The 26,690-nt window shown below is 64.8% G+C and carries 24 protein-coding genes; 12 read left to right on the top strand and 12 right to left on the bottom strand.

Translation table 11 applies throughout. The features are described 5' to 3' along the window. Positions 1-8 precede the first annotated feature (8 nt). The 4 genes from hisH (at position 9) to EII35_RS10075 (ending at position 3,974) form a co-directional block, all read left to right on the top strand. Positions 9-638, top strand: coding sequence for an imidazole glycerol phosphate synthase subunit HisH (hisH, locus tag EII35_RS10090; protein WP_125228346.1), 630 nt, complete (start codon positions 9-11; stop codon positions 636-638). Further along, positions 635-1,393: a HisA/HisF-related TIM barrel protein gene (locus EII35_RS10085; protein ID WP_125228345.1), complete on the top strand. Its 759-nt coding sequence runs from the start codon at positions 635-637 to the stop codon at positions 1,391-1,393. The genes hisH and EII35_RS10085 overlap by 4 nt, the downstream gene beginning before the upstream one ends. A 341-nt stretch (positions 1,394-1,734) precedes the next feature. After that, a complete protein-coding gene (locus tag EII35_RS10080; protein ID WP_125228344.1) occupies positions 1,735-2,856 on the top strand; it encodes an N-acetyl sugar amidotransferase in 1,122 nt (373 codons plus the stop codon). A 29-nt stretch (positions 2,857-2,885) separates the two neighbouring features. Beyond that, the gene (locus EII35_RS10075; RefSeq protein ID WP_125228343.1) at positions 2,886-3,974 is read left to right on the top strand and encodes a glycosyltransferase; all 1,089 of its coding nucleotides are present in this window, start codon (positions 2,886-2,888) and stop codon (positions 3,972-3,974) included. Between the two features lie 70 nt (positions 3,975-4,044). Here EII35_RS10075 and EII35_RS10070 read toward each other — a convergent pair whose 3' ends face one another. Then, positions 4,045-4,641, bottom strand: a complete 597-nt coding sequence (locus EII35_RS10070) for a sugar transferase (protein ID WP_125228342.1) — start codon at positions 4,639-4,641, stop codon at positions 4,045-4,047. Beyond that, entirely contained in the window at positions 4,638-5,786 is a 1,149-nt protein-coding gene (locus EII35_RS10065) for a DegT/DnrJ/EryC1/StrS family aminotransferase (RefSeq protein WP_125228341.1), read from the bottom strand. Before EII35_RS10065 ends, EII35_RS10070 begins: the two co-directional genes overlap by 4 nt. Positions 5,787-6,111: 325 nt before the next feature. Between EII35_RS10065 and EII35_RS10060 the strand changes: the two genes are divergently transcribed. Both EII35_RS10060 and EII35_RS10055 read left to right on the top strand, forming a co-directional pair. Continuing rightward, positions 6,112-7,332, top strand: coding sequence for a lipopolysaccharide biosynthesis protein (locus EII35_RS10060; RefSeq protein ID WP_185744268.1), 1,221 nt, complete (start codon positions 6,112-6,114; stop codon positions 7,330-7,332). 9 nt (positions 7,333-7,341) lie between these two features. Continuing rightward, a complete protein-coding gene (locus tag EII35_RS10055) occupies positions 7,342-8,745 on the top strand; it encodes an O-antigen ligase family protein (protein ID WP_125228339.1) in 1,404 nt (467 codons plus the stop codon). A gap of 1,148 nt (positions 8,746-9,893) precedes the next feature. On the opposite strand, the gene EII35_RS10050 is transcribed toward EII35_RS10055, so the two are convergent. Together EII35_RS10050 and EII35_RS10045 are read right to left on the bottom strand one after the other, a co-directional pair. Next, complete coding sequence (locus EII35_RS10050; protein WP_125228338.1) at positions 9,894-11,231, bottom strand: O-antigen ligase family protein; 1,338 nt, start codon at positions 11,229-11,231, stop codon at positions 9,894-9,896. Further along, positions 11,228-12,481 carry a glycosyltransferase gene (locus tag EII35_RS10045; protein ID WP_125228337.1) on the bottom strand — a complete coding sequence of 418 codons (1,254 nt, stop codon included), beginning with the start codon at positions 12,479-12,481 and terminating at the stop codon, positions 11,228-11,230. The genes EII35_RS10050 and EII35_RS10045 overlap by 4 nt, the downstream gene beginning before the upstream one ends. Before the next feature lie 480 nt (positions 12,482-12,961). Here EII35_RS10045 and EII35_RS10040 point away from each other — a divergent pair, with 480 nt between their 5' ends. Further along, positions 12,962-13,972, top strand: a complete 1,011-nt coding sequence (locus EII35_RS10040; protein WP_125228336.1) for a hypothetical protein — start codon at positions 12,962-12,964, stop codon at positions 13,970-13,972. A gap of 35 nt (positions 13,973-14,007) precedes the next feature. Here the strand turns inward: EII35_RS10040 and EII35_RS10035 are convergent, their stop codons facing one another. After that, positions 14,008-14,682, bottom strand: a complete 675-nt coding sequence (locus EII35_RS10035; protein WP_185744267.1) for a WbqC family protein — start codon at positions 14,680-14,682, stop codon at positions 14,008-14,010. Then, entirely contained in the window at positions 14,679-15,317 is a 639-nt protein-coding gene (locus EII35_RS10030; protein WP_125228334.1) for a PIG-L deacetylase family protein, read from the bottom strand. The genes EII35_RS10035 and EII35_RS10030 overlap by 4 nt, the downstream gene beginning before the upstream one ends. Before the next feature lie 97 nt (positions 15,318-15,414). Here EII35_RS10030 and EII35_RS15940 point away from each other — a divergent pair, with 97 nt between their 5' ends. The 3 genes from EII35_RS15940 (at position 15,415) to EII35_RS10020 (ending at position 16,594) form a co-directional block, all read left to right on the top strand. Beyond that, positions 15,415-15,582, top strand: a complete 168-nt coding sequence (locus EII35_RS15940; RefSeq protein ID WP_185744266.1) for a hypothetical protein — start codon at positions 15,415-15,417, stop codon at positions 15,580-15,582. A 72-nt stretch (positions 15,583-15,654) separates the two neighbouring features. Continuing rightward, positions 15,655-16,290 (top strand): class I SAM-dependent methyltransferase, encoded by a 636-nt coding sequence (locus EII35_RS10025; RefSeq protein WP_260465087.1) that lies wholly within the window; start codon positions 15,655-15,657, stop codon positions 16,288-16,290. A 34-nt stretch (positions 16,291-16,324) separates the two neighbouring features. Then, entirely contained in the window at positions 16,325-16,594 is a 270-nt protein-coding gene (locus EII35_RS10020) for a ribbon-helix-helix domain-containing protein (protein WP_221739729.1), read from the top strand. 4 nt (positions 16,595-16,598) lie between these two features. Here the strand turns inward: EII35_RS10020 and EII35_RS10015 are convergent, their stop codons facing one another. Beyond that, complete coding sequence (locus EII35_RS10015) at positions 16,599-17,693, bottom strand: glycosyltransferase family 4 protein (protein WP_125228332.1); 1,095 nt, start codon at positions 17,691-17,693, stop codon at positions 16,599-16,601. Next, complete coding sequence (locus EII35_RS10010) at positions 17,693-18,991, bottom strand: nucleotide sugar dehydrogenase (protein ID WP_125228331.1); 1,299 nt, start codon at positions 18,989-18,991, stop codon at positions 17,693-17,695. The genes EII35_RS10015 and EII35_RS10010 overlap by 1 nt, the downstream gene beginning before the upstream one ends. 266 nt (positions 18,992-19,257) lie before the next feature. Between EII35_RS10010 and EII35_RS10005 the strand changes: the two genes are divergently transcribed. Further along, positions 19,258-20,997: a WD40 repeat domain-containing protein gene (locus EII35_RS10005; protein WP_125228330.1), complete on the top strand. Its 1,740-nt coding sequence runs from the start codon at positions 19,258-19,260 to the stop codon at positions 20,995-20,997. Here the strand turns inward: EII35_RS10005 and EII35_RS10000 are convergent. The 3 genes from EII35_RS10000 to EII35_RS09990 form a co-directional block, all read right to left on the bottom strand. Then, positions 20,969-21,319, bottom strand: coding sequence for a Fe-S protein (locus tag EII35_RS10000; RefSeq protein WP_125228329.1), 351 nt, complete (start codon positions 21,317-21,319; stop codon positions 20,969-20,971). The two genes, EII35_RS10005 and EII35_RS10000, sit on opposite strands and share 29 nt — an antisense overlap. A 261-nt stretch (positions 21,320-21,580) precedes the next feature. Then, positions 21,581-22,303 (bottom strand): type 1 glutamine amidotransferase, encoded by a 723-nt coding sequence (locus tag EII35_RS09995; RefSeq protein ID WP_125228328.1) that lies wholly within the window; start codon positions 22,301-22,303, stop codon positions 21,581-21,583. Continuing rightward, positions 22,300-23,562 carry a Mur ligase family protein gene (locus tag EII35_RS09990; protein WP_221739728.1) on the bottom strand — a complete coding sequence of 421 codons (1,263 nt, stop codon included), beginning with the start codon at positions 23,560-23,562 and terminating at the stop codon, positions 22,300-22,302. The genes EII35_RS09995 and EII35_RS09990 overlap by 4 nt, the downstream gene beginning before the upstream one ends. A gap of 233 nt (positions 23,563-23,795) precedes the next feature. Here EII35_RS09990 and EII35_RS09985 point away from each other — a divergent pair, with 233 nt between their 5' ends. Then, the gene (locus tag EII35_RS09985; protein WP_125228326.1) at positions 23,796-26,186 is read left to right on the top strand and encodes a glycogen debranching protein; all 2,391 of its coding nucleotides are present in this window, start codon (positions 23,796-23,798) and stop codon (positions 26,184-26,186) included. A gap of 178 nt (positions 26,187-26,364) precedes the next feature. On the opposite strand, the gene EII35_RS09980 is transcribed toward EII35_RS09985, so the two are convergent. Further along, on the bottom strand, positions 26,365-26,616 hold the full coding sequence (locus tag EII35_RS09980) for a Txe/YoeB family addiction module toxin (RefSeq protein ID WP_125228325.1): 252 nt from the start codon (positions 26,614-26,616) through the stop codon (positions 26,365-26,367). Positions 26,617-26,690 lie beyond the last annotated feature (74 nt).

Below are 26,690 nucleotides of genomic sequence, written 5' to 3'. Positions count from 1 at the left end.
GTTGTGATATGACGTCCACCACTGAGATCGGTGTCGTTGACTACGGAGTGGGGAATCTCGGATCCGTGGTCAACATGCTACGTTACCTCGGACTCGCGCCGGTCATGGTGACCAGCGCGGAGCAGGCCGATCGCGTGGACCACCTGATCCTTCCCGGGGTGGGGGCCTATGACGCCGGTGTCACCGGACTGCGCGACGCAGGTCTGGCGGATGCGGTGCTGGCGCACTGCGCCAAGGGAAAACCACTTCTCGGGATATGCCTGGGCATGCAGTTGCTCCTGGAAGGGAGTGCCGAGGGAGAGCTGCCAGGTCTTGGACTCATCCCGGGTCGCTGTGAAGCCTTCGCCGATCACGTGGTGGATCGCCGGATCCCCCACATGGGGTGGCAGGAGGTTTTCCCGACGGGGCGCGCATCGGCTGTCCGTCTGGAGCTTCCGAGCCCCGCCCGCTTTTATTTCGCTCACTCCTACTTCCTGCCGATCGGTGGAGGGGAGTGCACCTATGCCGAGGCAGAGTTCGGAATCCGCTTCAGCGCGGTCGTGGGGCAGGGATCCGTGATCGGAATGCAGTTCCATCCGGAGAAGTCCCACCGCTTTGGCATGGCGGCGCTCACCGCATTTGTGGGGTGGAGGCCGTGAGGAGTCGTGTCATCGCCACGATGCAGTTGCTTGATGGTTTCGTGGTCAAATCCCGCGGCTACGGCAGGACGACCTACATCGGGGACCCGATCAACACAGTCAAGATCTTCAACGACAAAGGCGTCGATGAACTCGTCATTGTCGACATCTCCGCGCGGCACGGTGCTCCGGTGGTCACTCCTTCGCAGATCGAGGACATCGCCACCGAGGCATTCATGCCTGTTGCATACGGTGGGGGGGTCAAATCCTATGACCAAGTGCGGTCGGTCCTGTCGGCTGGCGTTGAGAAGGTCATTTTCGGTTCGGGCCTCCTGGATGCTCAGGACACAGTGAGGAGAGCGGCCCAGCAGTTCGGGGTTCAGGCGGTGGTCGGGGCCATCGACGTCCGTTGTGAGGGCGGGATCCACCGGCCCTACCCGGGGGGCGGTGGACGTCCGCTCGACATGACTGCCGTCGAGTGGGCCAAGGAGGCCTGCGAGCTGGGAGTGGGGGAGCTGATCGTCACCGACATGGCGCGTGAGGGAGAGTGCAACGGTTATGACCTCGACCTCATCCGTCAGGTGTCCGCCGAGGTCTCCGTCCCCGTTGTCGCCAACGCAGGTGCAGGCTCCGTGCGACATTTCAGAGCAGCCCTGGAGGCCGGGGCTTCTGCCGTTGCGGCCGGATCAATGTTCACCTTCCACGGTCCCTACAGGGCTGTCCTCATCACGTATCCCACGGAGCAGGAGCTTGAAGAAGCCCTGTCCTCCATCTGATGCGGCGCAGAACGGCATGGGACCGTTGATTGTGAACTACGTGACGGTGGGGTTTCCAGCCTCGGTGTCCCGCTCCACGAGCGGAGCGAGAGGGTGTGGGTACCCATACCGGAAGCATGGTGTCGGGACAGCGGCGTGCCGTAGTATCGGCTTCAGCCGTGACGGATGGATCCGCATCCGACGATGTGACGTCGACAGTGGCGCGGAGGATCGTGAAACAGGAAACAGCCGTTCTGGTGGCGGCGGGAGTCGTTGCGCATCATTGATCGGGCCGAGCGAGGCCAGAATCAACCGCCGACCCACGTCGCGAACCAGCCATCAGGGAGAGGAATGAGAGCACCATGACCGTTCTGGAGTGTAGCCGCTGCATCATGCGAAGCACGGATGACCCCCAACTCGAGCTGGTCGGAGGGGTCTGCAATCACTGCCGCCGATACCAGGAACTCCTGCCCAGCCGCGTGTTCACCGGGCGTGATGGCGAGGAGAAGCTGGCCGCCATGGTTCGAGAGATCAAGGAAGCGGGGGCGAAGCACCGTTACGACTGCCTCATCGGTCTGTCGGGCGGCGTGGACTCAACCTCCGTGGCCGTGAAGGTGCGCGAACTCGGTCTACGACCCCTTGCTTTCCATGTCGACAACGGATGGAACACCGAGCTTGCGGTCAGCAACGTGGAGAAGACCGTCAAGGCCCTCGACCTTGACCTGGTCACCGAGGTTCTCGACCTTCGCCAGTTCTACGACCTGCAGCGATCCTTTCTGCTGGCGTCGACCCCTGACGCTGATGTGCCGACGGATCACGCGATCCAGGCGTGCATGTGGAAGTTCGCTCGAAAGTATGGCATCAAGTACATCATCTCGGGGATGAATTTCCGCACCGAGGCCATCAGCGTCCCCTCATGGTCCTATGGGCATTCGGACTGGCGGTACATCAAGAATGTTCATGCCATCTTTGGGCGCGAGAAGTTGACCAGCTACCCCCATTTTGGTTTCGCGGAGCTCGGATACACGAACACCATCGCTCGCGTGAGGATCGTCTCGATTCTCAATTACTTCGACTACAACAAGGCCGAAGCGGTGAAGCAGATGCAGGAGGAGCTTGGGTGGCGCCCCTACCCGGGGAAGCACTTCGAGTCCATCTTCACCCGGTTCTTCCAAGGCTACATCCTCCCGGTCAAGTTCAACATCGACAAGCGGCGAGGGCATCTCTCAGATCTCATCAATTCGGGACAGATGACTCGCGAGCAGGCCTGCGAGGAGATTGAACGCAACGACTACACACCGGATCTGATCCGGCGTGACCAAGAGTTCTTCTGCAAGAAGCTCAACTTCACGGACGACGAGTTCCGTCAGATGATGGAAGCCCCTGTCAAGTCGTTCCGGGACTACAAGAACTCGTACGGTTTCGTCCAGTTCCTCAGGAACTCCGTGAACGGGCTCAGGAAGAAGGGGTGGTACCCGAAGTGAAACTTGCGCTGCACCTGTACCAATCCCCCATGGACAACGAGTCCCGCCTGATCCGTATGGCGCGGAGCATCTCAGCCATCACCCCCAAGGTCCAGGTGCGTCTGGTCGGGATGCAGGTGGATGAACGCTCGGGGCTACAGCCTCTGGAACCGGGGATCGTGGTGGATCGGGTGGGTGATGCAAAACCCAAACAGGACACCTTGGCCAGCCGCTTCCAGAAGGTGGGAGGCTGGTTTCGGGAGGTCTACCGGGCTTACCGCGATGAGGATCTCGCTGTGGTGGCTGCCCATGCCGTCTGGGCGCTTCCCGTTGCCTGGGCGTTGGCTCGACGTGCCGGGGTTCCGCTGGTGTACAACCCGCACGAGCTTGAGACCCGAACGCCGACCATGGTGGGTGTCAAACGGTTCCTGGCGGAACGGATCGAGGCACGTTTCATCCGTCGCTGCCGCCTGGTGTCTGCGGTCAATGATGAGATCGCGGACTGGTATGCGAAGCGCTACCGCATTGATCGCCCCGTCGTGGTTTGCAATTTCCCCTCGGAGCGCACCCAGGGACCCGCGCGTCCGCTGCGCAACGAACTCGGACTTGACGAGGACGAACTTCTCTTCGTTCACACGGGGCATCTCATTGCGGGACGCAACATTCCGCTGATCCTTGAGGAGTTCGAGCGAGCTGCCAAACATCATCTGCTGTTCGTCGGCGGCGGTGACCTTGAACCCGCGGTGCAGGAGGCGGCGAGTCGGTTGCGTTTCATCCACCACATGCCTCCGGTACCCCCCGACGACGTGGTTTCAGTCGTCAAAGGAGCGGATCTCGCCTTGTCGCTCATCGAGACGACTGCGCAGTCCTATGCCTGGTCCTCACCCAACAAGTTGTTCGAGGCGCTGTCCGCCGGGACTCCGCCCGTGTGCTCCGACCTTCCGGAGGCGCGACGACGAGTCGGGCAGGAAGCACCGCAGCTGATCCTTCGTGATCCGCGGTCGCAACTGGGCCCGTTGCTGGAGAGCTTGGATCGGCCGACTGCGCTGGAGATCCGTCGTTCCCTGAAGCCGTTGCCGACATGGGAGCAGGGAGTTCAACCGCTGGTCACGGAGTACCAAGCGCTTCTCGTACGGTAGGTGTGGACAGGTGGGTGGCACCCGCTGTGGAGGGACGAAACCCGACAGCCACCCGCCCCGGGATCATGTCTCAACGAACGATGGCTACGAAGGTGCCGAGGATCAGTTTCAGGTCGCCTGGGAAGCTCTGGTTTCGGACGTAATCGCGGTACATGGCGACCTTCTTGGGAAGGATGACATTCACGTAGTGGGCTTCAGGGTCGTCAAAAGCAGCCAGTTCCTCTTGCTCGTTGCGGAACGCGATGGCGGCTGGATCCGAGATCCCCGGCCGGAACTGCAGGATCTCGTCCCGAGCAACCGGATCCCACAGGGCCACGTACTTCGGCACCTCGGGGCGGGGGCCGACGATGCTCATGTCCCCCTTGAGCACGTCGATCAGCTGTGGCAGTTCGTCCAGCTTCCACTTCCGGAGGACGGCTCCGACGGGGGTGATGCGGTTGTCGTTGGATTGGGTCACGAGCGATCCGGTGTTTGCCACCCTCATCGTGCGGAACTTGTGGATCCGGAAGGTTCTCCCGTGCCGTCCCACCCGCTCCTGCCTGAAGAAGACCGGGCCCCGGTCGCCGATCCAGATCAGGATGGCGAGGACGAGGAAGAGTGGAGCGAGGAGAACGAGGCCACAGGCGGAGGCGAGAATGTCGAAAAGACGCTTGGCCAGGGCGTTCATGACAGGATCATCCGGGTCGCCGAGATGACCTGATCCACGTCGGCATCGCTCATGGCCGAGAAGATCGGAAGGCTGACCACACGGGTGAACTCCTCCGAGGCGACCGGGAAGTCCTGCGGTGTGAGTGAATAGCGGTCCCGCCAGTAGGGCTGCAGATGGAGCGGGATGAAGTGCACGCTTGTGCCCACCCCATGTTCGGCCATCAGCTCGATGAAGCGGTCTCGTCCCACCGGGGTGCTGTCGGTGAGGCGAATGACGTAGAGGTGCCAGGCATGGCTCGACCCTTCAGGGGCCTGTGCGGGCAGAGCGAGGGGGAGGTCCTGGAAGGCCTCATCGAAGCGGCTGGCGATCTCGGTCCGTCTTTCGACAAGTTCGGGGGTGCGACGCAACTGCACCCGCCCCAGAGCCGCGGCCGTGTCGGGCAGGTTGTACTTGTATCCGGGAGCCACGACCTCGTAGCTCCAACTCGGCTTCTCCGACGAATAACGGTCGAAGACATCCCGATTGATGCCGTGCAGGCGCATCGTCTGCATCCGGGAAGCCAGTTTCTCGTCAGGCGTCACCACCATTCCGCCTTCACCGGTGGTCATGGTCTTCGTGGCATAGAAGCTGTAGACGGTTGCCTCGTGCCCATGCGCCCCAACCAGGGTTCCCTCGTTGAGGGTGGGGAAGGAATGGGCTGCGTCCTCGACCACCTTCAGGCCATGACTTCGGGCAAAGTCGGAGAGGGCGCCGTTGGGGACCGCCAGGCCGCCGAAGTGCACGGGGGCGATCGCGACGGTCCGCTGCGTCACCTTGCGTGCGGCGTCATCCAGGTTGATGCACAGGGTCGCCGGGTCGACGTCGACGAAGACCGGGTCTCCCCCCAGGTATCTCACCGCCTCAGCCGTCGCGGTGAAGGTCCAGGTTGGGACGAGAACCTCGGTCCCAGGACCCACTCCGATCGCCTCGAAGGCGAGATGGAGCCCAGCGGTGGCGGAGTTGGTGGCGATGGCGTGTCCCTCCGCTCCCAGGAACTCCAGAAACTCCTTCTCGAACTGAGCCGCGTTCGGGCCAGTCGTCAACCAGCCGGAGCGCATCGTCTCGGTCACGGCCTCGATTTCGGCCTCGGTGATGTCTGGACGGGCGAAGGGAAGGAAAGCCATGGCGCCCAGCCTACATGCGTTGCCAGCGTTGCCGCTGGTCCTGCACGAAGGGGTAGTCTCGCCTTGGAAGCAGGTACCTCAAGGAGGCTGAATGGGATTCAAGCCAGTTCCTCTCAATGCGCCGGCCGGCACATCAGGGGCCAAGCGAGGTCTGTTGTCGGTGGTTACCCTTGGGCTGCAGGGGGGGACGAGGTTCGCTTCTAACTGGCTCATCGCCTCGTTCGCGGGCAAGGTTGTGTTTGGGACGGTCGCTGTTGCAACGTCTTTGGCGTTTCTGCTCCACACCTTCTGGCCCTCGAGCACGCAGAGCGCGGCATCCAAGTTCGTGGCTCGCGCTCGTGGCAAGGAGGACGACGTCGAGGTCCATGCCGTGGCGCGACAGCTGTCGCTGCGAGTTGTCCAGGTGACGGCGTTCCTCGCCGTCGTCTCCGTCATCGCATGGGTGGTGCTGTTCCAGGGGCAGTGGTGGGAGGGGCTGTGTGTCGCAGCGATCCTCGTCACGGTGTGCACCTCCCAGTACGCGCGAGGGATTCATTTCGGGGCCGATCAGGTGGCGCGTGGTACCCGGGTTGACATCATCGCAAGTGTCGTCGGGATCGCGGCCACAGGGGTCCTGCTGGCGTTGGGGGTGCGGAACATGCTGCTCACCCTCCCCCTGAGTCTTTCGTTGGGCGTTTACTCGCTGCTGTGCTGGCCCTGGACCGCGCATGGACGTCCTGAACGGGCCCTGCGCAGCGAGATCGACAAGTTCGTCACCTTCTCCGCGATCGGTTCCGTGGCCAGCGCTGGCATGCTGCAGATGTCGCAGCTCGTCACGAAGCAGTTCGGGGAGGCGACCTCTGGTATCTACGGGGTGGCGCTCCAACTGGTCACCCCCATGTCGCTCATCACGACGGCTCTCATCATGGTTTTCTATCCGGGACTTGCCAAGGCGCACGGGGCTGGAGACCACGAGACCCTGCGCAGGCACACCGACATGGCCACTCGAGGTTTCGTGGCGGTTCTCGTGGCCTTCTTCGGCGGAGTGGCGATCGCGGCCCGTCCTGTGATCCACGTGGTCTACTCGGCGGTCAGCGGCAGGCACGACTACGCTCCCGCTGCCATCCTGATCCCTGTTTTCTGTCTTGCCCTCCTGGTCAACAATGTGGCCACGCCCTCGGTGAGCGCCATCACCGCCGGCGAGCACAAATACATGTGGTACCCGATGCTCGCATCGCAGGGTGGGCTGCTGTGCGCGGTGATCGTGTGGTTCACGGTGGTGCCGCACATCGGGGTCTTTGCGGTGGCTGCGGGCTACGCCTTCGGGGCCATCGTCTGCGCCTGTTTCCTGTACGCGGTCGCGTGGCGACTGACCGGCCAGAAATGGGTCGACGTGTCCGTGCAGATGGTCGTTGCCTGTGTCCTCATCGCCGTTGCCTCGTGGGCTGTGCAACGGTTCTCCCCGAACCTGTGGATCGACATCGCCGTTGCCGTGGTTTTCGGGCTCGGGTGGCTGGCGTGGTCAACCCCCGTCATGCTCCGGCTGATCCGCCAGAACCGATCGTGAGGATTCACGGTGAGCGCGACCACCCTTGAGCAGGCTGGCAGGAGGCTGCAACCGGTGGAACGGGTGACATCGCTCTGCATGCAGGTGCTCCTCCTGGTGCTGCCCTCGCTGGTTTCCCTGGCGATCTATCTACCCGGGGGACTCCTGATGCCCTCCCGCATCGCGACCCTGGCGCTGGCCGTTGTGATGTGGACAGGGCTCGGGAGGCGGCTCCCCGCCGCACCGCAGATCCGCAATGTCCTTGTCGGGGTCGGGACGGTGACGTCGTGTTTCGTGTTGTTCGGGGCCATGGGCTGGATCCGTTTCCCGGAGGGCGTTGTCCCGGCCCAGGCAGCCGTCGTCGGTTTTGCACTACTTCTGGTCATCACGAGTGTGAGGGTCGGCGCGCGAGCAGGTATGGTCCGGTTCGCCGTGATCGGTTGGGTCCTGTCCCTGCTGATCACCGGTGCGGTGGGCACCTGGGAGGTCGTCACCGGGGGGTACCTCCCAGGGAACACTCCGGCGGTCTACTTCAAACCCAGTTACCCGGACTACGACCTCATCGCCGCGACCTTCGACAACCCCAACCTCTACGCCTATCACATCGTGGTCGGGGTGTTGGCCCTACCGGTGCTGTGGCCGCGGAGCGGGACCCTTATTCGTTGGCTGTTGGTGCTCTTCGGCGTGTGGCAGCTCGGGCTTCTTTGGCATACGGGGAGTCGGCTGTCCCTCCTGACCGTGATCCTCGGCGCGTCGTGCTGGCTGCTGTTCCATCGGGTGCTTCGCTGGGTGCCGCTGCTGGGGGTCGTGCTCGCCGTCGTCGGAGCCAGCTGCAAGGTCTCCTGGCTGGAGCCCGTGTGGGGATTCGTTGACTGGTCCCGCGTCGATCTCGTGGGCAGTTCGGAATGGGTGCGGATGCTGCTGCTCCGCTCGGCGGTCTGGTCGTGGCAACGCACCGGCCTGCTGGGAGCTGGGCCCGGAGGGTTCGAGTACTGGGCACTCCATCCGGACAACCCGCACCAGTTCGAGGGATTGAACAACGCGCATGCGGGCATGGCTGAAATACTCGTCGAGTATGGAGTGGTGACCTTCGTGATCACCCTCGCTGCGCTTCTCATCTCCGGGGTTGCGGCTCTGGGGTGGAGCCGCCGCTGCGATGCGCAGGGGAGGATGGTGGGGCACACCGTCGTCGTCATGGTGGTGTGTTTCATCCCATGCAGCAGTGCGCACTCGACATGGCTGAATCAACCGATGATGGGGCTCCACTCAGCTTTCATGGTCCTGCTGTTGGCGGGGGTTGCTGCAGCCTTCCACACGTTCGACGGGGGTTCGGGTGAGGACGATGAACACGGCCAACCACCACCAGAAGGAGATACCGAACTCCTTGATGAGGTAGGTGTCGAAGAGGAAGGCCACCGAGGTCGCCAGCGTTGATGCAGACAGAACGAGGGTGAACAGATCACGTCGGGCGGTGAACCCCCGGGCCGCGATGAGTCCCATGACCACGAGGAGGAGGACAAGTCCCACCAGTCCGGATTCAGCTGCGGCGGCGAGGACCGTGGAGTGGGGGCTGAGGAGTACTGGGCCATGGGGGGTGGGGATCATCCCATCTCCCGGGACCGGTACGAGACCAGCGTCGAACCCGACCCATGGCCAGACCTGGCCGACGCCATTACCCGCAATGATGGTGCCGATTTCCTGGGTCCACCAGCTCCAGGCGGTCGCCGCGTTTGCTTGACGGAGTGGATCCTCCGTGAGTAGGGAGTGACGAAGGTCCGGGATCAGGAGCAGGAGCACACCCCAAAGGCAGGCGAGAGCGATGACGCCGATCGTCACGGCGCGGCGTGCCCGCGAAAGACCAAGGATCATCACCCAGACGATGAGGCACAGCAGACCCGCGCGCGAGCCTGTCGCGATGACCCCGACGAATCCGAGGAAGGACAACCCCCAACTGAGCAGGCGTGTGAACCGCGCGCGGTGACTCCACGTCGCGGGAGGGGGCGTCAGGGTGAAGCCCAGAAGAACAGCCGTCGCGACGAGAAAAACCACATGAATGGTTGCTGATCCCCCGAGCGCGGTTGCCAGGCGCCAGGAACGATTGACCCCTACGAGACGAGGCCAGGCGATGAAACCGACGAGCACCAGTGCCCCCGCTGCCACCACGACACCGGTTCGCTGGTACCTGCCCAGGGCGAGGGCGAGAAACAGCGCGGCGAACATGCAGAGTGCTCCGTGGAGCTGGGGGGTGACGAGGAAGCTGAGAGGGATCTCGTAGGGGGTGGAGGTGACGATGGTAGGGGGAGGGTGGCGAAGGGCGGACAGAGCGCCCCAGACGAAGAAGAGGGTTCCCGCGCCGACGACGAGCCAGCCCATGCGGTGCAGATCGTGACGTCGGCGAACAGCGGGAACGACACACGCGACGATCAGCCCGATGAACAGTAGCCCGTCCAAGGTGAATGGGACGCCTGCCGCGATCCGCCACTGCCGGGTGCGAAAAATCTGCATGAGCGCGGCCATCCCGGCAAGCCCCACGCCGATGAGCGCGGACGCCCAAGTCGTGGTCGACCCCGGTCGGGGCCCCGTCATGAGGAGGGCTCCGCAGCTAGTTCTCTGCCCAGCGCGCGCCGTGCGACGCGGAACCTAGGGGGCAGCTCGGATGCTGGACGATGTGCCCACGAGGGCAGAGGTTTCATCGTGTTCGTGAACGTGAGCCACATCGCCAACATGGTGCAGATGTTTGCCCAGGCGATCGGGGAGTCGAGGAAGCGGCTGTCGCCGAAGGACAGGGCGGGAAGAGTGACGGCCGCCACGAGGACGCCTTGCAGCAGGGGCTTGGCGCGGTTGTCAGCGTAACTGCTGGACAGGAGACGCAAGCAGCGGATTGTCAAGGCGACGAGGGCTGCCCCCACCAGGGCGGAGATCAGGAAGCCGTACTGGCTCAGGATCTCGAAGACGCCACTGTGTGGATTGATGGCTCCATCCGTCGGGTAGGGGAACTCCCCGGATCTCATCACCTCCTCGAACATACCCGGCCCGATGCCTCGACCCCACGATTGGAGATACATCCACAACGCGTTCAGATACAGGGCGAGGCGGGAGGAGCCAGAGCGCTCGAACCCTGCCAACAGTTTTGTCGTGAAGGTCGAGTTGGTCATCAGGAAGATCATTGCGAACGCAATGACGAGGGCCAGGGCGACGACGGCGTTTCGGGCGTGGCGCCTCAGCTGGGTGGTCGTCAGGGCCAGCCACACGAGAGCAACCAAGGAGATGGCCAGGATGGCGCGACTGTTGGTGAAGTAGATCAGTGCGGGGGTGATCCCTGCGCATGCCAACATGATCCTTCGCAGTCGTGGTCCTTCCAGAGGGGCGGTCGCGATCAGCACAATCATGGCTGAACACAGGAAGAATGCGAAGGGATTCGGGTTGACGAAGTAGGAGGCGATGTCGTCGGAACGCTCCCGGATCCAGGCGGGTGATCCGGAAAGATAGTTCGGAAGGTGGCGTCCTGTCGCCAACTCAACCAGGGCGGGTAGCACAGCAGTGAACCAAGCGGCCAACCATCCTCGGGACAGCCACCTCAGGCGGTCCAGATTCCAGGGGAACAGGGTGGTGGCCAGCACTCCGAGGAGGCTGAGAGGGAGTCCGAGGAAGGAACGGACGGCCTTCGGGGTGTGCATGTTCATGAGTCCCGAGAAGGTCCAGAGAACCGCCAGGAAGAGTACCCACCTGGTGGTCCGATTCATCTTCGGGGCTGCCAAGAGGACGGCGGCGAGGGTTGCCAGGGTCCAGGGGCGTGCGGCAGCCAGACCGGCAAAGGTCACAACTGAGCCCAAGGAGGCCAGGAAGGGCGTCCCGAAGAAGAAGGCGGCTGCGACCATCTGCCCGCGGGTCATGCCGGTCGATGATGCGTCGACGTTCATGCTTGTGGTTTTCCTGGGAAATCAATGAACTCCACGAAAGCTCCGTAGTTCGATGCGGCGGAGTAGCGGGAGGAGGCGTAGTCGCGGATGTATGCTCTGAAGGAATCCTCCTTGGCCTTGGTGTGGTAGGAGAGAATCCGCTCGGTGAGGTCCTTGACAATGTCATCGCGTGGTATCAGGAGTTCCGGCGCCACCACTTCCCGTATGGCGCCGGCGTCGGGAGCGATGGTCGGAATTGATCGTGTCATGGCCTCCATGATGGAGACGGGAACGCCTTCTTGCTTGCTGGAGTTCAGGAAGAGGTCCACGGGACGGCTCTCGTAGAACTTCATCAACTCCTCGTTGGGGACATGGCCGAGGAAATGGTACCGAAGATTGGGGATGGAGCCGAGTTCTCGTTCTGCCTGAGTGGTCAGCTCATCCCGGAGGGGGCCGTCGCCCGCATGGTGCCAGGTGATCTGGACGGACGGTAGGGCGGCGGCGACTGCCCGGATGGCCGAGATCATGAGATGGAGCTGCTTGAAAGCGCTCATGGTGCTGACTGAGATCAAGGAGAGTTGCCCGGGCGGCGTCGGAGAGGCCGGGGGGCCGGGTTCAACGCCGAGGCGGAAAATCTGCAGTTGCTGCTCACTGAATCCGTAGTGACGGGCCTGGGCCAGGGCATCCTCCGAGATGAGGGCGAGCGTGTCGAGTTCGGGGGCGAACTGTCTGACGTAGGCGTTGTACTGCTCCGGCCGGGCGACCTCGTAGAACTCCCCGCTGTGGGCGCGGGAGACCACACGGCGCACCAACCCTCGGCGTTTCGCGAGACAGGCTGCCCACGCGCTCACAGACATCCAATAGGAGTAGACCACGTCAATGGGGTGGCCGAAATCACGGGACATCTCCCGGAGGGTGCGAAGTTCCATTGTCATCCGCGTCCCCGTGAGGAGCGCGTGTTTCAGGCGGTACGTCGTGACCTTGCGGTTGCGGAAAATGGAGACGATCTCGCGCCAGAACCACCTTGAACCGAGCGTCCTCAGCAGTGCGAGTGCTTGGGGACCGCGTCGATGCCACGAGTTGAGCAGGCGGGTGTCCACCTCCACCGGGTCCGGGACGGGGCGTGCCGGGGCACCCTGGCTGTTCTCGGGGAGGAGGGTGAGGCGTCCGCTGAAAGCGGTCCAGTACGGCAGTTCGGTCTCGATGAACTGCTCTCCGCGGCCGTAGGGGAATCCTGAGGTGACCCAGACGACCGTTGGTTGCTTCTCCATGGGGTCCTCCCTGCCTGTCTGTACCACTGGGCTCCGTGAAGGTTGTTCAGGACATGAGGTTGAATCAAGTGATTCCAGCCGTCATGAGCCACGAGAGGTGGACGACGGGGCGGTCCCGCCCCGTTCGTCGGCCTCGCTTGGACGAACACTTCCACATCACACGTTCAGTAGTCTATGAGTTGAAGGCCCCCGTGTCCGGAGGGGCGCGGTGATGGTGTCGTGGGCTGGGTCGTGTCGCAGGATCCTCACGCTAAGCTGTGCTTCGACGCTCAGTGAAAGGTGCTGTACGTGAGATCGTTGCGTTTGCTGCTGAGAGCGGCCATACGACATGTGCCCATTGGTTTGCTTCTGGGAGCTGTGGCGGGAGCTCTCGGCGGCTTTGGGTTGGTCTCGTCGAGCACCGAGCAGCACACTGTTTCCGCCACCATCCCGCTACAGGTGATCGGTTCAGAGGCTCAGGTCGCTCACGATCCAGCCGCATTGGACAACCTGGTGGCCTCCGCCGGCACTCTCCTCACCTCTCCTCGCGTCATCATTCCTGCCGGGCGGAGCGTTGAGCCGAAGATCAATTCCCAAGCACTGCTCCGCAAGCTCAAGGTCGCCAACCCCAGCCAGTCCTTGGTGTTCTGGATCGCCCTGACCGGAGAGCAGGACCAGGCCACGGACCTCGTGGAAGCCGTCGTCGCGGAGTTTGAGGCGGCTGTGGCGGAGGGGGCGCTACCTGAGTACGAGGGGCTCAAGCTGACCGTCGGCGAGGTGAGCTACTCCGTTGAAGTGGACCCGGAGTCCGAGGTCAGCAAGATGTCCCTCCTGCTCGTCGTGGCGGGTATAGGCGTCCTGGTGACGTTGACCTACGTCCTGGTGCGAGTGTTCCTGGACGACACCATCCGCACGCCTGAGGACCTTGCCGAACTGACCGACGACGCAGTTCTCGCGCCGCTCGGGGACAGCCCCGTCTCCCAGCAGATCGCTTCGGGGCTTCCGTACCTCGTGCCGGAGGGGACGGGCCGTGTGGTTGCGTTCAGCGGCATCGCCCATTCTGCGGTGTCCGTCGCTGACGATGTGGCTCGTGCCCTGGGGGCGTCGGGGAGGCGTGTGGCCGTGGTCGATCTCGACCTCAGGAATCGTCCGATGGGCTCAGGAGGCACGGGCGTTGCGGAGGTTGTCGCCGGGGATGTGCCCCTTGAGGATGCGGTGGGGCACGAAGGTCCCATTACGCAGCTGTTGGCAGGCGGTCGGGTTCCCAACCCGGGTGATTTCCTCACTCGAACCGCCTTCGCGGCCGTGCTCGAGAAGCTGAGGCACACCCACGATTGGGTTCTGCTCAACACGACGCCGCTGTGTGAGGCGAGCGACGGTGTGCTGGCGAGCAGGTTGGCGGCCACGACTCTCTTGGTTCTCGCCACCGGCGAGAAACGTAGTCAGGTTCGTGAAGCCCTGAATCTGGTCGAGGCGTCCAACCTTGACATTGCCGCCCTCGTCGTGCAGTGACGGTTGCGGGACCCTGCGCTCGGTCCTTGGATCGATCAGTTGCGGTTCCACCATGGGCTGGCGCCGCAGGCCAAGTGGTCGATCATGCTGAGCCCGCCGATGAAGTCGCCGTGGGGTTGCGGATATGGCACCGGGGTGAAGGAGTGGTACTTCACCCCGACGCCTCGGTCCCGGAACAGCTGCTCGTCCAAGTAGGTTCGGCCTGAGGGACCTGACAGGTAGGTGGTTCCTCCCAGCTGCGCAACGATGTCGACCAGCAGCTGGGACGACGAGCCGTTCGCTCGGAGTTCGGAGGAGCGCACCAGTTTGGTGTCGATGCCGTAGTGGTCCCGCAGCCGTGTGATGAGGTCGATGCACAGGTCGGCGAGGTTCGTCGACGGGTTGGCGTAGACCGCGCTGAGCAGCGTCGAGGCGGCCTCGTGGCCGGGGCAGCGCCCGTACAGGGTCTGGAGGGTCTTGACGTGGTTCTCTCGCCAGGGCAGGAGTTCGTTGGTCTCGACCTCGTTGGTGAGTTGGCCGAACTTGCCCTTCTTCTGGATCGGGATGGTGAGCCACTGCGGGCCGTCGGATCCCTTGATTCTGACGCGGTTCTGGTAGCCGCCCTTGGTGAAGGGGACGGTGTCAAGGAGGACGAAGACGTCAGCCTTCGTCATCTTGTCGAAGTAGCCGGTCCAGGGGGCGAAGTTGGGTTGGTGAATGGTGACGATCACAGCACGATCCGAATCAACTCGAAGGCCTCGGCCCATTCGCTCTTGACCTGGAGTCCACGCACGCGGGCCAGTGAGTCGTGAAACTCCGGGGTGAAGTAGGGACGCCCCAACTCCAACTGCGACGCGTACTTCGTCAGGGCGGCCCACTTGGCGTCGAGGTGGCGACGTTCCAAGGTCACGAAGGCCGATGCGGAGAAGGTGATGTGGTTCCACGGTAGCTCGTAGCCGAGAAGGGTCTTGTGCTTGAACGCGCGCATCGCCTCGTCGTGGATGGTGGCATGGTCCTGGTGGAGATCGGCGCCGGAGGGGACCAGCACCCAATCCGGGTCGATGTCACGGGCCAGTTGAACCATGTGCTCGAGGACCTCTTGGCGGTGATAGCCGAGCTTTCGGACGGGGTAGCCGAGGATCGTCCGGTTCTCCCGCGGTACCCCCAGCGCGTCGAGGGACTCGTGACACTCGTCGGCCAGTTGGGTCGGTCGTGACCCCGCGGGGAGCGACTCCTCTGCGGTGGAGAACACCGCGACGTGCACGTGGACCCCGGCCTCCAGCCATTTGGCGATGGAGCCGCCGGCGCCCAGCTCTGCGTCGTCGGTGTGCGGGGCGAGCACCAGGATCCGGTTCGGAAGCAGCATGAGGAACCTCTCGTATCAGGGTCGTTCGAACTCTACCCCGCGGAGTGCCTCGTCGGCGCGACGGAGTTGACATACCGAATGGTCGGTTTTGGCGTGGGTGCGATACCTGATCCTGCTCGCCCGCGACGTCGAACGGCTGACCGCCGTGGCTGATGAAGTTCAGGAACGACATCGCGTCCACGTCGAGATTGTCGCCAGGCTGGTCACGTGGCTGCTCCCGCGTCACACCCTCATCGCCGTGGCGGGACGCTCCGTGGTCCCCTGACGGGAGGCGCTACGACACGCATCATGGGTGCATCGTCATGCAGAATCGCTGGTGGGTGGGAAGGAGTTGGTCTTGGTCGTCACGGGAAGGCTGCGGGAGTTCAATGCCCGACATCCCTGGAACCACAACGAGCACTTCCACCCATGGATCCTGCGGAACCTGCCTTCAGGGAGGAGGCGTGCCGTCGACGTCGGCTGTGGGGAGGGGAAGCTGCTCGCGGCGTTGGCTCCATATTTCGAGCACGTGACAGGCACCGATGTCGACAAGGCGATGCTGGCAGAGGCATCGCAGCGCACCCAGGTGTTGCCGAACGTCACGGTCACGTCGGCGCAGTTGGCTGATCTGCCTCCGGGGCTGGACCTCGTCTGCATGGTGGCGGTGTTGCACCATCTCGATGTCGAGCAGGCGCTCTGGCGGGTCAGGGAACTCCTCGTCCCCGGCGGTCGGTTCCTGGCCGTTGGGTTGGCCGCCACTCAGACCCCCGTCGACCGCGTCTGGGACCTCGCCTCCGCCGTGACCAACCCCATGATCGGTCTGCTCAGGCATCCCCGTCCCCGGCGTGAGGCGGTGCCGGACTCCGTACCGATGCGTGAGCCCGTCCTCGGGATCGCGGAACTGCGTCCTGCCCTTGCCCGTGTGATGCCGGGAGCGAGACTTCGAAGACGTCTTGCCTTCCGCCACACGATTGAGTGGACCCGCCCGGGCTGATTCCCGCCCGGGTCGGAGCCGAAAGGAGATGAGGATGACTGGTCACAACGTCGAGTTGACCGAGGGCGAGCTGGAGGAGATCGCAGCTCAGCACGAGGCCGGAACGTGGCCGGGACACACGTCAACCCCCATCCCGGGTCGGCCACGGCTCTGTGACGAGGAACTCGAGACCATCTCATTCCGGCTCGGTGCCTCCCGCATCCGTGCCGTCGACGATGCTGCCGACAGGCTGGGGGAGTCGCGGTCGCAGTTCCTCCGTCGCGCGGTGGACCAGGCCCTCGAAGGGGTGACCTCGAACGGTTGATCGCTCAGAGCCGCTCGTACAGCCCCAGCAGCTTCTCGAACTCGACGTCCCAGTTGTAGCGCCTCAGGATGGCCTGGCGGCCGTTCTCGCCCATCCGCGCCGCCTCCTGCGGGTCGGACAGCAGCCGGGTGAGGGCCTGCGTCACTGCGTCGGTGTCGAACGGGTCGACGGTGATGCCGCAGTCGGCCTCCCCGACGATCCGCTGCCACAGCTCGAAGTCCGAGCACACCACCGGCAGCCCGCAGGCCATGTACTCGAACATCTTGGTGGAGTAGCCCTCCACGTAGTTGCTGATCGGATGGTCCAGCACGATGCCGACCTGCGCGTCCCGCAGCCCCGCGACGATCTCCTCGCGCCGCACCAGGCCCGCGTAGTCGACGCGGCTCCAGCCGGGATGCGCCTCCGCGCGGTCCCGATGATGCTTGAACCGTCCGGCGATCCAGCCCCGCGTGGCCTCGTCGAGCCGCGCGAACGCGTCGAGCATCTCGAACAGGCCCTGCTGCTCCGACAGCCCGCCGATGTAGATGAACGCGTGGCGTCGCTGGTGGAAGGGGCGGTCGTTGTGCTCGACGGCAAGCCCCTTCTCCGGGAAGTTCTGGACCACGACGGTGCGGGAGTCCGGGAACTTCTCCGCGATCGACGGGGTGGCCGCGACGACCCCGCTCAGCAGCCGACCCGAGACCCCCTCCAGCACCTTCACGATCCCGGCCAGCGGGCGCTTGGCCCACCCGGGGATCCACGTCTTGTTCATGATCTGCAACGGCACGTCCTCGTGGACGTCGTAGACGACCTTCTTCCCGAGCAGCCTGAGCGCCAGGCCGACCCCCATCAGCTCGGGGTCGTGGAAGTGGTAGATGTCCGCCTTTTCCCTGAGAGCTCTGATGAAGATGACCCATGTCTTGATGAGGATCCGGTGGATGCGGTTTCGGGGCGCACCCACACCTATCACGGGGATCCCGGCGACGGTGCTGTCGCCATCGTGGGTGTTGATGAGCGCCACCTCGTACCCGGCATCGCCAAGGCACCCGCACTCCTTGTAGGAGACGCGGGTGTCGGTGATGTCGTGGACGCTGGAGAGGTGACGGATCCGTCGACTCATCAACGCTGGCCGTTGCCGATGGCGTGGTAGGTCACGCCTTCCCACTTGGCGGCGTCGAGGCAGCCACGGCCGTCGACGATGACCTGCACGCCCGGCAGGTCGGCGGGGGTGAGCTCCAGGTACTCGGGGTGGTCGGCCTGCAGGATGGCGACGTCGACGGGCTCACCCAGGTGGTGGGGGGTGAAGCCGTACCCGGCGAGTTCCTCGTCGGTGAACATCGGGTCGTGGACGAGCACCTCGGCGCCGCGCGCCTTGAGGCCCTCGACGGTGGGGAAGACCCCGGAGAACGCGGTCTCCTTGACACGGCCGCGGTAGGAGGCGCCCAGCACCACGACCCGCTTGCCGGTGAGGTCGCCGATGGCGCCCTCGGCGAGGCCGATGGAGTACTGGGGCATCGTCATGTTGGCCTCGCGGGCGGTGCGGACGATGGTGGCCTCGGGGTCGGTGTACAGGTAGAGCCGCGGGTAGACGGGGATGCAGTGGCCGCCGACGGCGATGCCGGGCCGGTGGATGTGGCTGTAGGGCTGCGAGTTGGAGGCGTCGATGACCTTGTGCACGTCGATGCCGTGGGCGGCGGCGAACTTGCCGAACTGGTTGGCGAGCCCGATGTTGACGTCCCGGTAGGTGGTCTCGGCGAGCTTGGCCATCTCGGCGGCCTCCGCGGTGCCCATGTCCCAGACCCCGTTGCCCTGCGGGAGGTCGGGGCGGTCGATGAAGGTCAGCACCTGCTCGTAGAACTCGATGCCCTTGCGGGTACCCTCGGGGCTGAGGCCGCCGACGAGCTTCGGGTACTTCTTGAGGTCCTCGAAGACGCGCCCGGTGAGGACCCGCTCGGGGGAGAACACGAGGTGGAAGTCCTTGCCCTCCGTCAGTCCCGAGATCTCCTCGATCATCGGCTTCCAGCGGTTGCGGGTGGTGCCGACGGGCAGCGTCGTCTCGTAGGAGACGAGGGTGCCGGGGGTGAGGTGCTCGGAGAAGGAACGGGTGGCGGCTTCCATCCAGCCGAAGTCGGGCTGCCAGGTCTCGTCGTTGACGAACAGCGGCACGACGATGACGATCGCATCGACGCCGGGAATGGCCTCCGAGTAGTCGGTGGTGGCGCGAAGCCTGCCGGCGGGCACCAGCTCGGAGAGCTTCTCCTGCAGATGGGCCTCGCCGGGGAAGGGCTCCTGACCAGCGTTGACCTTGTCAACGACGCTCTGCTGCACGTCGACGCCGACGACCTCGTGGCCCATGTCGGCGAACTGGACGGCCAGCGGCAGGCCGATCTTCCCCATCGCGATGACAGCGATCTTCACGACTGTTTCCTTCCCTACGTGATGCTGGCCTGAGTCTACCCATGCGCGCCCGTCGTCGTTCCTTGACGTGGCCGGGTCCCTCTGTCGTGGACGCCCCCGTCCGGCCCCGAGGCCCCGCCTCACCGCGGATTCGCCTGCCTTGGGTCGAGAACGCCTGCCCTGTTTCACTTCGCCTGTCTCGTTTGACAGGCGAGCCGCCGAAAAGGCAGGCGAACCGCACCCAGGGCAGGCGAACCCTGCCGTGGACCGGGCGGTAGACTCCCCGCATGCCTGAGGAGGTCATCGGGTACCGCCTACCCGTCTCGCCCCACACCGTCGTCGGCTCCCACGACGGCTCGGGGCGGGCCATCACGCACTTCACCACCCCCGACGGCCGACTGCTGCTGGCGACCTGCGGCGACGACGAGGTGATCCGTCTCTGGAACCCTCTGGGTGGTGCCGTCGGCCAGCCGATCACCGGGTACGGCGAGACGATGCGGGGCATCACCGCGTGGCTGACTGCGGACGGTGAGCCGCGGATCGCCACCGTCGGCGACGATGGCGGCAATGGGGTGTGGCTCTGGGACCCCATGACCGGCCAACCGGTCAGCGCACCGCTCGCGGGGCACGGGTACTACGTCTCGGACGTCGTTGCCTTCCCCAGCCCCGACGGGCCGCGGCTGGCCTCCGTCAGCGACGACCACACGATGAGGATCTGGGACCCAGGGACCGGGGAACAGCTCCGGGTCATCGAGACGCCGGGACACTGGTTGGGGGAGCCGTCGGTGTTCCTCGACGGGGACCGACCTCGGATCCTCACCCGCGACTTCTCGACCCTTCGGCTGTGGGACCCGCTCACCGGTGAGGAACTCCCGCTCCCCGACTTCGACCACGAGGACCTCATCACCGCCACCGCCGTCCACACCGACGCCGAGGGTCGGGTCCAGGTGGCGTCGGTGAGCCGCAACGGCACCGTCGCCGTCCACGACCTCGCATCGGGGGTCTCCCGGGAGCTGGAGGACGCGGGGCTCGGTCTCCTCGACGTCCCCGACGGGCTGTGCTCGGCGGCCTTCTTCCACGCCGACGACGGGGCGTTGCGGCTGGCCACCGGCAGCGATGCCGCCGACATCCGCATCTGGGATCCAGCGCTCACCGAGCAGTCGCCGCAGGTGCTGCGGGGTCGTCGTCGTTCCTGGAACGACCGGGAGGTCCGTGGGCTCACGGTCTTCACCGGTGCCGACTCGCGCGCCCGGCTCGCCTCCATCGACAGCGGTGGGGTGGTGCGGGTGTGGGATCCGAGCAGGCCGCTCGCCCGGGTGGTCGGCGCCACGCTTGGGCATGCCGGACTCGTCGTCGCGGCGGGACGTCACGTCGTCCCGGTGGCGGATCAGCTCGTCGTGTTGGGCGCCGACGGGGCGCCGTCGGATGAGTTCTCCGAGCCGACCGGGAGCCTGATCGAGGACTGTTCGCCCCTGTCCGGCAACGGGATCATCACCGTCGGTGACGGCGAGGCCGTGGTGTGGAACGCCCGGCTGGAGGAGATCGCACGGTTCGAGGTCGGGCAGTGGGACGACGGCGTCGTGGCGCTTCCCGGCGACCTCGTCGCGACGGCCTCACGATGGGGTGGTATCCGGCTGTGGTCCCTCGATCAGGGTCGGGCGGCCGGGGAGCCCTTCGACGCCCACGAGGGTGGGGTTCTCGACCTGGCCCGGCTGGGCGACCAACTCGCGAGCGTCGGGGACGACGGCTGGCTGCGCCTGTGGGACGTCCAGCCGTGGCGTCTCGCGGCCGAGTTCCGCCCGGAGCCCGACGGCGACGTCGCCCTGTTGGCCAGCGTCGGCGATCTCATCGCGACGGCGGGGAGCGAGCCGGTGGTCAGGCTGTGGACCCGGGAGGGTGAACCTGCGGGCAGCATCGCTGTCGACGGGATGCCGGAGGCCCTGTCCACCCTCCCGGAGGGTCACCTGGGGGTGGGATTCCTCGACGGGCTGGTCGTGGTCAGACCAACACCGCGATGGCGGCGTTGACGAGGGTGAGGCCGCCGATGGCCCAGAACAGGGCGGCGGGGACGTCCTGGTTGCGCTTCTGCTTGGCGGCTGCGATCCCGAGGGCAGCCCCGATGGTGATGAGCACGACGAGCTTGATGCCGATCTTGGTGTAGTTGAGGGGCCCGGAGAGCGCCCACGGGGCGGCCAGGATCAGGCCGGTGAGGAGGGCGAGGGCCATGCCCCACTGCATCATCGTCGAGATGCGGAGGCGACGATTGAACGCCTCCACCGCCCAGGCGCCGAAGAGCAGGGCGAAGCCGACGAAGTGGGCGATGATGACGATGCCGCGGAGGATCTCCATGGTCGGGTTCCTTGTTCTGGTCAGGGGTGCGACACCTGAACCGTGCACCCGGTGTCACCCATCGTATCTTAGGGACAGCCAGTCTCCAAAAGCTCGCGTGCAGCCCGACCTGCCGGAGGTCGGGCCGGGGGCGTCGCCTCCGGGCCCCGTAGTTATGGATTATTGGGGTCCCAAGCCCAGAAAACGCCTAAAATGACATAACGCGCGGGATATTTCTGGGGATGCTGGCCCGGGTTTGTGGGGTGGGGGTGCTTCCGGGGCTCAGCGAGTCCGGCCCATCGCCACCCGTTGTGCCTCGCCGGCCAAGGTGTCGATGTCCAGCGGTGCCAGCTCGGAATCCATGCCTCGACGCTTCAGAGCCGCCTCGATCAGGAAGTCGGCCAGCCGGGGATTCTTCGGCAGGACGGGGCCGTGCAGATACGTCGCGATGACATTGTTCTGCAGCACGCCCTCGTGGCCGTCGATCGAGTTGTTCCCCACACCTCGCACCACTTTTCCGAGTGGGGTCACTCCCTCGTCCAGGAAGGTCTGGCCGCTGTGATTCTCGTAGCCGACGATGCGGCCGAACTGCTCGTTCTCCAGCGTGATGTTCCCGATCAGACGTTCCTCACCCGCGCGGGTTTCAACCCCCAGGGCGTTGATGCCGCGGAGCTCGGTGCCCTCCGTCGTCACGAAGCGCCGACCGAAGAGCTGGTACATCCCGCACACCAGCAGCATCGGCGTGCCGCCGTTCACCAACTCACGGAGCTGCTCGCCGTGTGCCTGCAAATCGTCCTGGATGATCTCTTGGCCTGAATCCTGTCCGCCGCCGCCGACGAAGATCTCGCCCGTGGCGAAATCCGTTTCATCCCCCGGGTCGTGATCGATGACCTCGACGTCGAATCCGCGCCACTCAAGCCGCTTCCTGAGTACCAGCACATTGCCCTGATCGCCGTACAGATTCATGTGACGGGGATAGAGCTGAATGATCCGGATGTGTGTCATGAGATGTGCTCCACCTCTGTCCGTGCTGCCAGCAGTTTTCGCAGATTCAGCATGGCGGTGTAGCTGCAGAGAATCTGCTTCGGCTCCGCGGGGTGCTCCTTGAGGAACCTGTCCAGAGCCGTTTCGAGGTCCTCCTCGACGCCCCCCAGCGGCACCTCGTCGTACTTCAGACGCAGCGCCATGTCGTGTGCACGGGCACCGGTGACCAGCGACACCCGCGACAGGGCGCTGAAGTCGACGTCCCACAGCCAACTCATGTCCCGTCCGTCGGCGTAGTTGTCATTGATGGCGATCATCGTCGCGTGCTGTCGTTGGGCCGCTGACAGAAGGTTGAGTCGGAAACTGCTGGGGTTCTTCGCCAACAGCAGATCGATCGGCGTGCCGCGGTACATGATGCTCTCGCCGCGCCCGAAGGCCGGTTGGACGCGGCTGAGCGCTGTGAGCAAGGTCTCGATCGGGGTCTCGGGAGTGATGACGCGGACCAGGCTCAGCGCCGCCGCCGCGTTGAGCAGGTTGTGCACGCCCTTCAAGGAGACCGACACGTGGTGGGTCTCGCCATCGATGAGGAAACCGGCCTCCTGATTGCCGATGTGCGTCAGCAGGACCTCAGTCGGCACGTCGTCGTTGGCCACCGCGCCACCGGCCTTCAGGGCATCGTCGGTGGGCATGACCTGCAGCAGTTCCGTCGTCAGGCCGAAATAGTGGACCTCGGCCCTTGTCTGCTCCCGAAGCCGGTACACCCGGGCATCATCACGGTTGAGCACCACTTTCCCGGTCGTCGCCTCGGCGATCTTCCCCAGGAATCCGGCCGTCGTGTCGATCTGCCCGAAACGATCCAGCTGATCGCGCATCACATTCAACAGCAGTGAATAACGCGGCGGCACCATCTGGACGAATTTGACCGCCCACGCCTCATCCATTTCCAGTACCGCGATGTCGGCGTCCAGCTTTCCGCGCAGACTGATCTCGCCCAGGAGGGCCGCTGCAACGCCGCGGGAGAAGTTGCTTCCCGTGCGATTCGTGAACACCTTGAGGCCCCGTGCCTCAAGGATTTCCGAAACGATTTTCGTCGTCGTGGTTTTGCCATTGGTCCCGGAGATCACCACCACGCCGTACGGCAGATCCTTCAGGGTCCGGGCGACGAATGTGCGGTCGATTTTCTCCACCACCAGTCCGGGCAGCGCTGAACCGCCCCCACGCAGGCGCATCCCGGCGCGCACTGCCTTGCCGATGAGTGTCGTCAGGATCTGTCGTGGCACGGCCCCAACCATACACCCTGGCCAACAGGGCGCAGTGATGCGTGTGACGGGGCCGGGCTGCAGGTGACATCCCTGCCGGGACCCGGTTCCGACCCCCGTGTCACGCGTCGCCACCGGAAGGCGAACATTGTCTTTTCGGCTGACATTCTTTTCATCCTCCGGGGCCTACCCGACATGATGGACAGGCCGCTTCACAACCGACCATCGGGGATGGGACATGGGAGGATGTGGGCATGGACGTCACTCCTTGGACCCCGGTCGCCCCCGAGACATGGGCCACGGCCACCTGGCCGCTCGGCGCCCATGTCACGGGCTCCGGCGCGACCTTCGCCGTCTACGCACCCGACGCCACGAGGCTCCAACTGGAGTTCTTCGACCAGGCGGTGGGCGCCGACGCCATCGCGACCTTCCTGCCCGCCAAGGGGAGCGACGGGGTGTGGCGGGCGAACATTGACGGCGCCGGGGCGCTCACCCTGTACGGCTACCGGGTCTGGGGCTCCAACTGGCCCCACACCGAGGACTGGGTGCCGGGAAGCGACGCCGGGTTCGTCGCCGACATCGACGAGCGCGGCAACCGCTTCAACCCGAACAAGGTGCTCTTCGACCCCTACGCCCTCGAGGTCACCCACTCCATGTACTCGGACTCCATCCTGACCACGGGGCTGGACGGTGGCGCCTTCGGTACCGGGGGCGACGACTACCGTGGCCTGCCCCGTCGCCAGGCGGACACGGCCCGGATCGCCCCGAAGGGCATTGTCATCGCCCTGACGAGCCCGACCTTCGCCAAACCCCGCCTCGCGCCGGAGGGAGCGGCGATCTATGAGGCGTCGGTCTCGCAGCTCGTCGGGCACCCGTCGATCGTCCACCTCGGCAGCCTGCTGCGTCGGGAACCGGGATTCGAGGACGTCGTCGACATCCCGGAGGAGTACATCGGCACCTACAAGGGAGTCGGCCTCATGGTGCCGTACCTCAAGGCGCTGGGGGTGACCACACTCGAACTCCTGCCGATCCACGAGACCAACAACTCGGAGTCCTCACGTGAGGGGCACACGAATTCCTGGGGTTACATGACCCTGTCGTTCTTCGCCCCCAACAGGAACTACTCCCATGACAAGTCCCCGGGCGGCCCCACCGCCGAGTTCCAGGAAATGGTGAGCGCCTTCCACGCCGCTGGCATGGAGGTCTATCTCGACGTCGTCTACAACCACACCGCCGAGGGTGGCAACTGGAACGGCGACCCGAACACCGTCGGATTCACCTCGCTGGGTGGGTTCGCGGCGGCCGACTACTACGTGATGACCTCCTCACACGCCATGGTCGACGGGGCGACGGGCACCTCGAACCAGCTCAACTACTCCTCCCCGGCGGCGCAGCAGATGGTGCTCGACTCGCTGCGGCACTGGACCCAGGAGATGGGGGTGGACGGGTTCCGGTTCGACCTCGCGACGGTGCTCGGACGCAAGCCCAACGAGGCCGATCGCGACGACTGGGCCAACCAGAAACGTTTCTTCAACGACCATCCGCTGCTCGTCGCCATCGCCGAGTTCGCGGAGCGGGAGCACATCGAGGTCATCGCGGAGGCCTGGGACCTGTGGGGCTACGAGGTCGGCAACTTTCCCCGCGGCTGGGGTGAGTGGAACGGCCGTTACCGCGACGCGGTGCGTCGGTTCTGCAAGGGCGACGGCAACACGTCGGTCTTCCTCGACATGGTCAACGGCGATCACCACCACTTCGCCGACAACGGCGGGCCGCAGAAGACCATCAACTTCATCGACGCCCACGACGGTTTCAACCTCGCCGACCTGGTGAGCTATCAGGAGAAGGTCAACGATCAGCCCTACCCGTTCGGCCCCTCCGACGGCGGCTCGGACGACAACCTGTCCTGGAACTCCGGTGGGGATCAGGCGTTGCGTCGCCAGCGGCTGCGGAACTTCATGACGACGTTGTACCTGTCGCGGGGTTTGCCGATGTTCGTGGCCGGGGACGAGTTCGCCCGCACGCAGAACGGCAACAACAACCCGTGGGAGCTCCACTCACTCGCGATGTGGAACAACTACGAGATGATCCCGACGAATGCACCGCAGCGGGTGCCCGTCGCCCCGGGCATGGATGACGCCCACTACCACGACAATCTGGGCACCTATGAGACGGAGCCGCATGTCAATGGTCAGTTCCGCTTCACGACCTTCCTGGCCAACCTGAGGCAGCGTCATGAGGCCCTCCGCTCGAAGCAGTACGGCGATTTCATCCCCGACGACACGGATGTCAGCTATCTCTTCCACACCCCGATGCTGGGCGGCCACCCGCAGGAGGGGGATCGGGCCCTCAGCGTCCACATCAACTCCCCGTGTGACAACTTCTTCGCCATGTTCAACATGGCCGACGTGCCGGTGGAGTTCCAGCCCGTCGGTGCGGGGGAGGGTCGGGTCTGGCGTCGACTCATCGACACGGCCTCGTGGGCGGAGCCGTCGTGCAACCACTGGGAGGAGGGAACCGGGATGATCCTCGACGGGACCATCACCGTGCAGCCGTGGTCGATCGTGGTGCTCCACGACACCCCGGCCCCCGATGGCAGCCGCGAGATCCCCGTCTGGACGGACCTGATCCACGCCCCCGAGGAGTGATCCAAGCAGGATCGGACCCGAGCCTGGACCGACTGACCTGATCCACGCCCCCGAGGAGTGATCCCCGACCCCTCTCAGTCCGCCGAGAGGGCGCGGATCGGGGGATCGTGATGAGGATCGTCACGGTACGAGGAGTGCACTGGAGCGTGGCAACCGGGAAGGTCCACAGCCCGGGGCGTCACCGTTCGTAATGGTATCTGGCCTGCAGGATCACCAGGTCGTCGCCCATCACCAGGTACACCAGTCGGTGTTCCTCGGTGATGCGACGGGACCATGCTCCTTGGGCTCCGAACTTGAGCTGCTCCGGTTTGCCGATACCGGTGTACGGATCCCTCAGGCAGGCCTCGATCAAGGTGTTGATCCGCTTCAGGACCCTCCGGTCTGCGATCTGCCAGTGCGTGTAGTCCTCCCAGGCCGTGTGATGTCTCAGGAGATCGGTGACAGTTCTGCCTCAGGACATCGGTGACGTTTCTTGTGTCAGGACATCGGTGACGGAGTGGGTGT

It is taken from the genome of Arachnia propionica (assembly GCF_003932785.1).
GTDB lineage: Bacteria > Actinomycetota > Actinomycetes > Propionibacteriales > Propionibacteriaceae > Arachnia > Arachnia propionica_B.
Note: the sequence above shows the minus strand (reverse complement) of the source record. Positions and strands in the feature narration are given on the sequence as shown.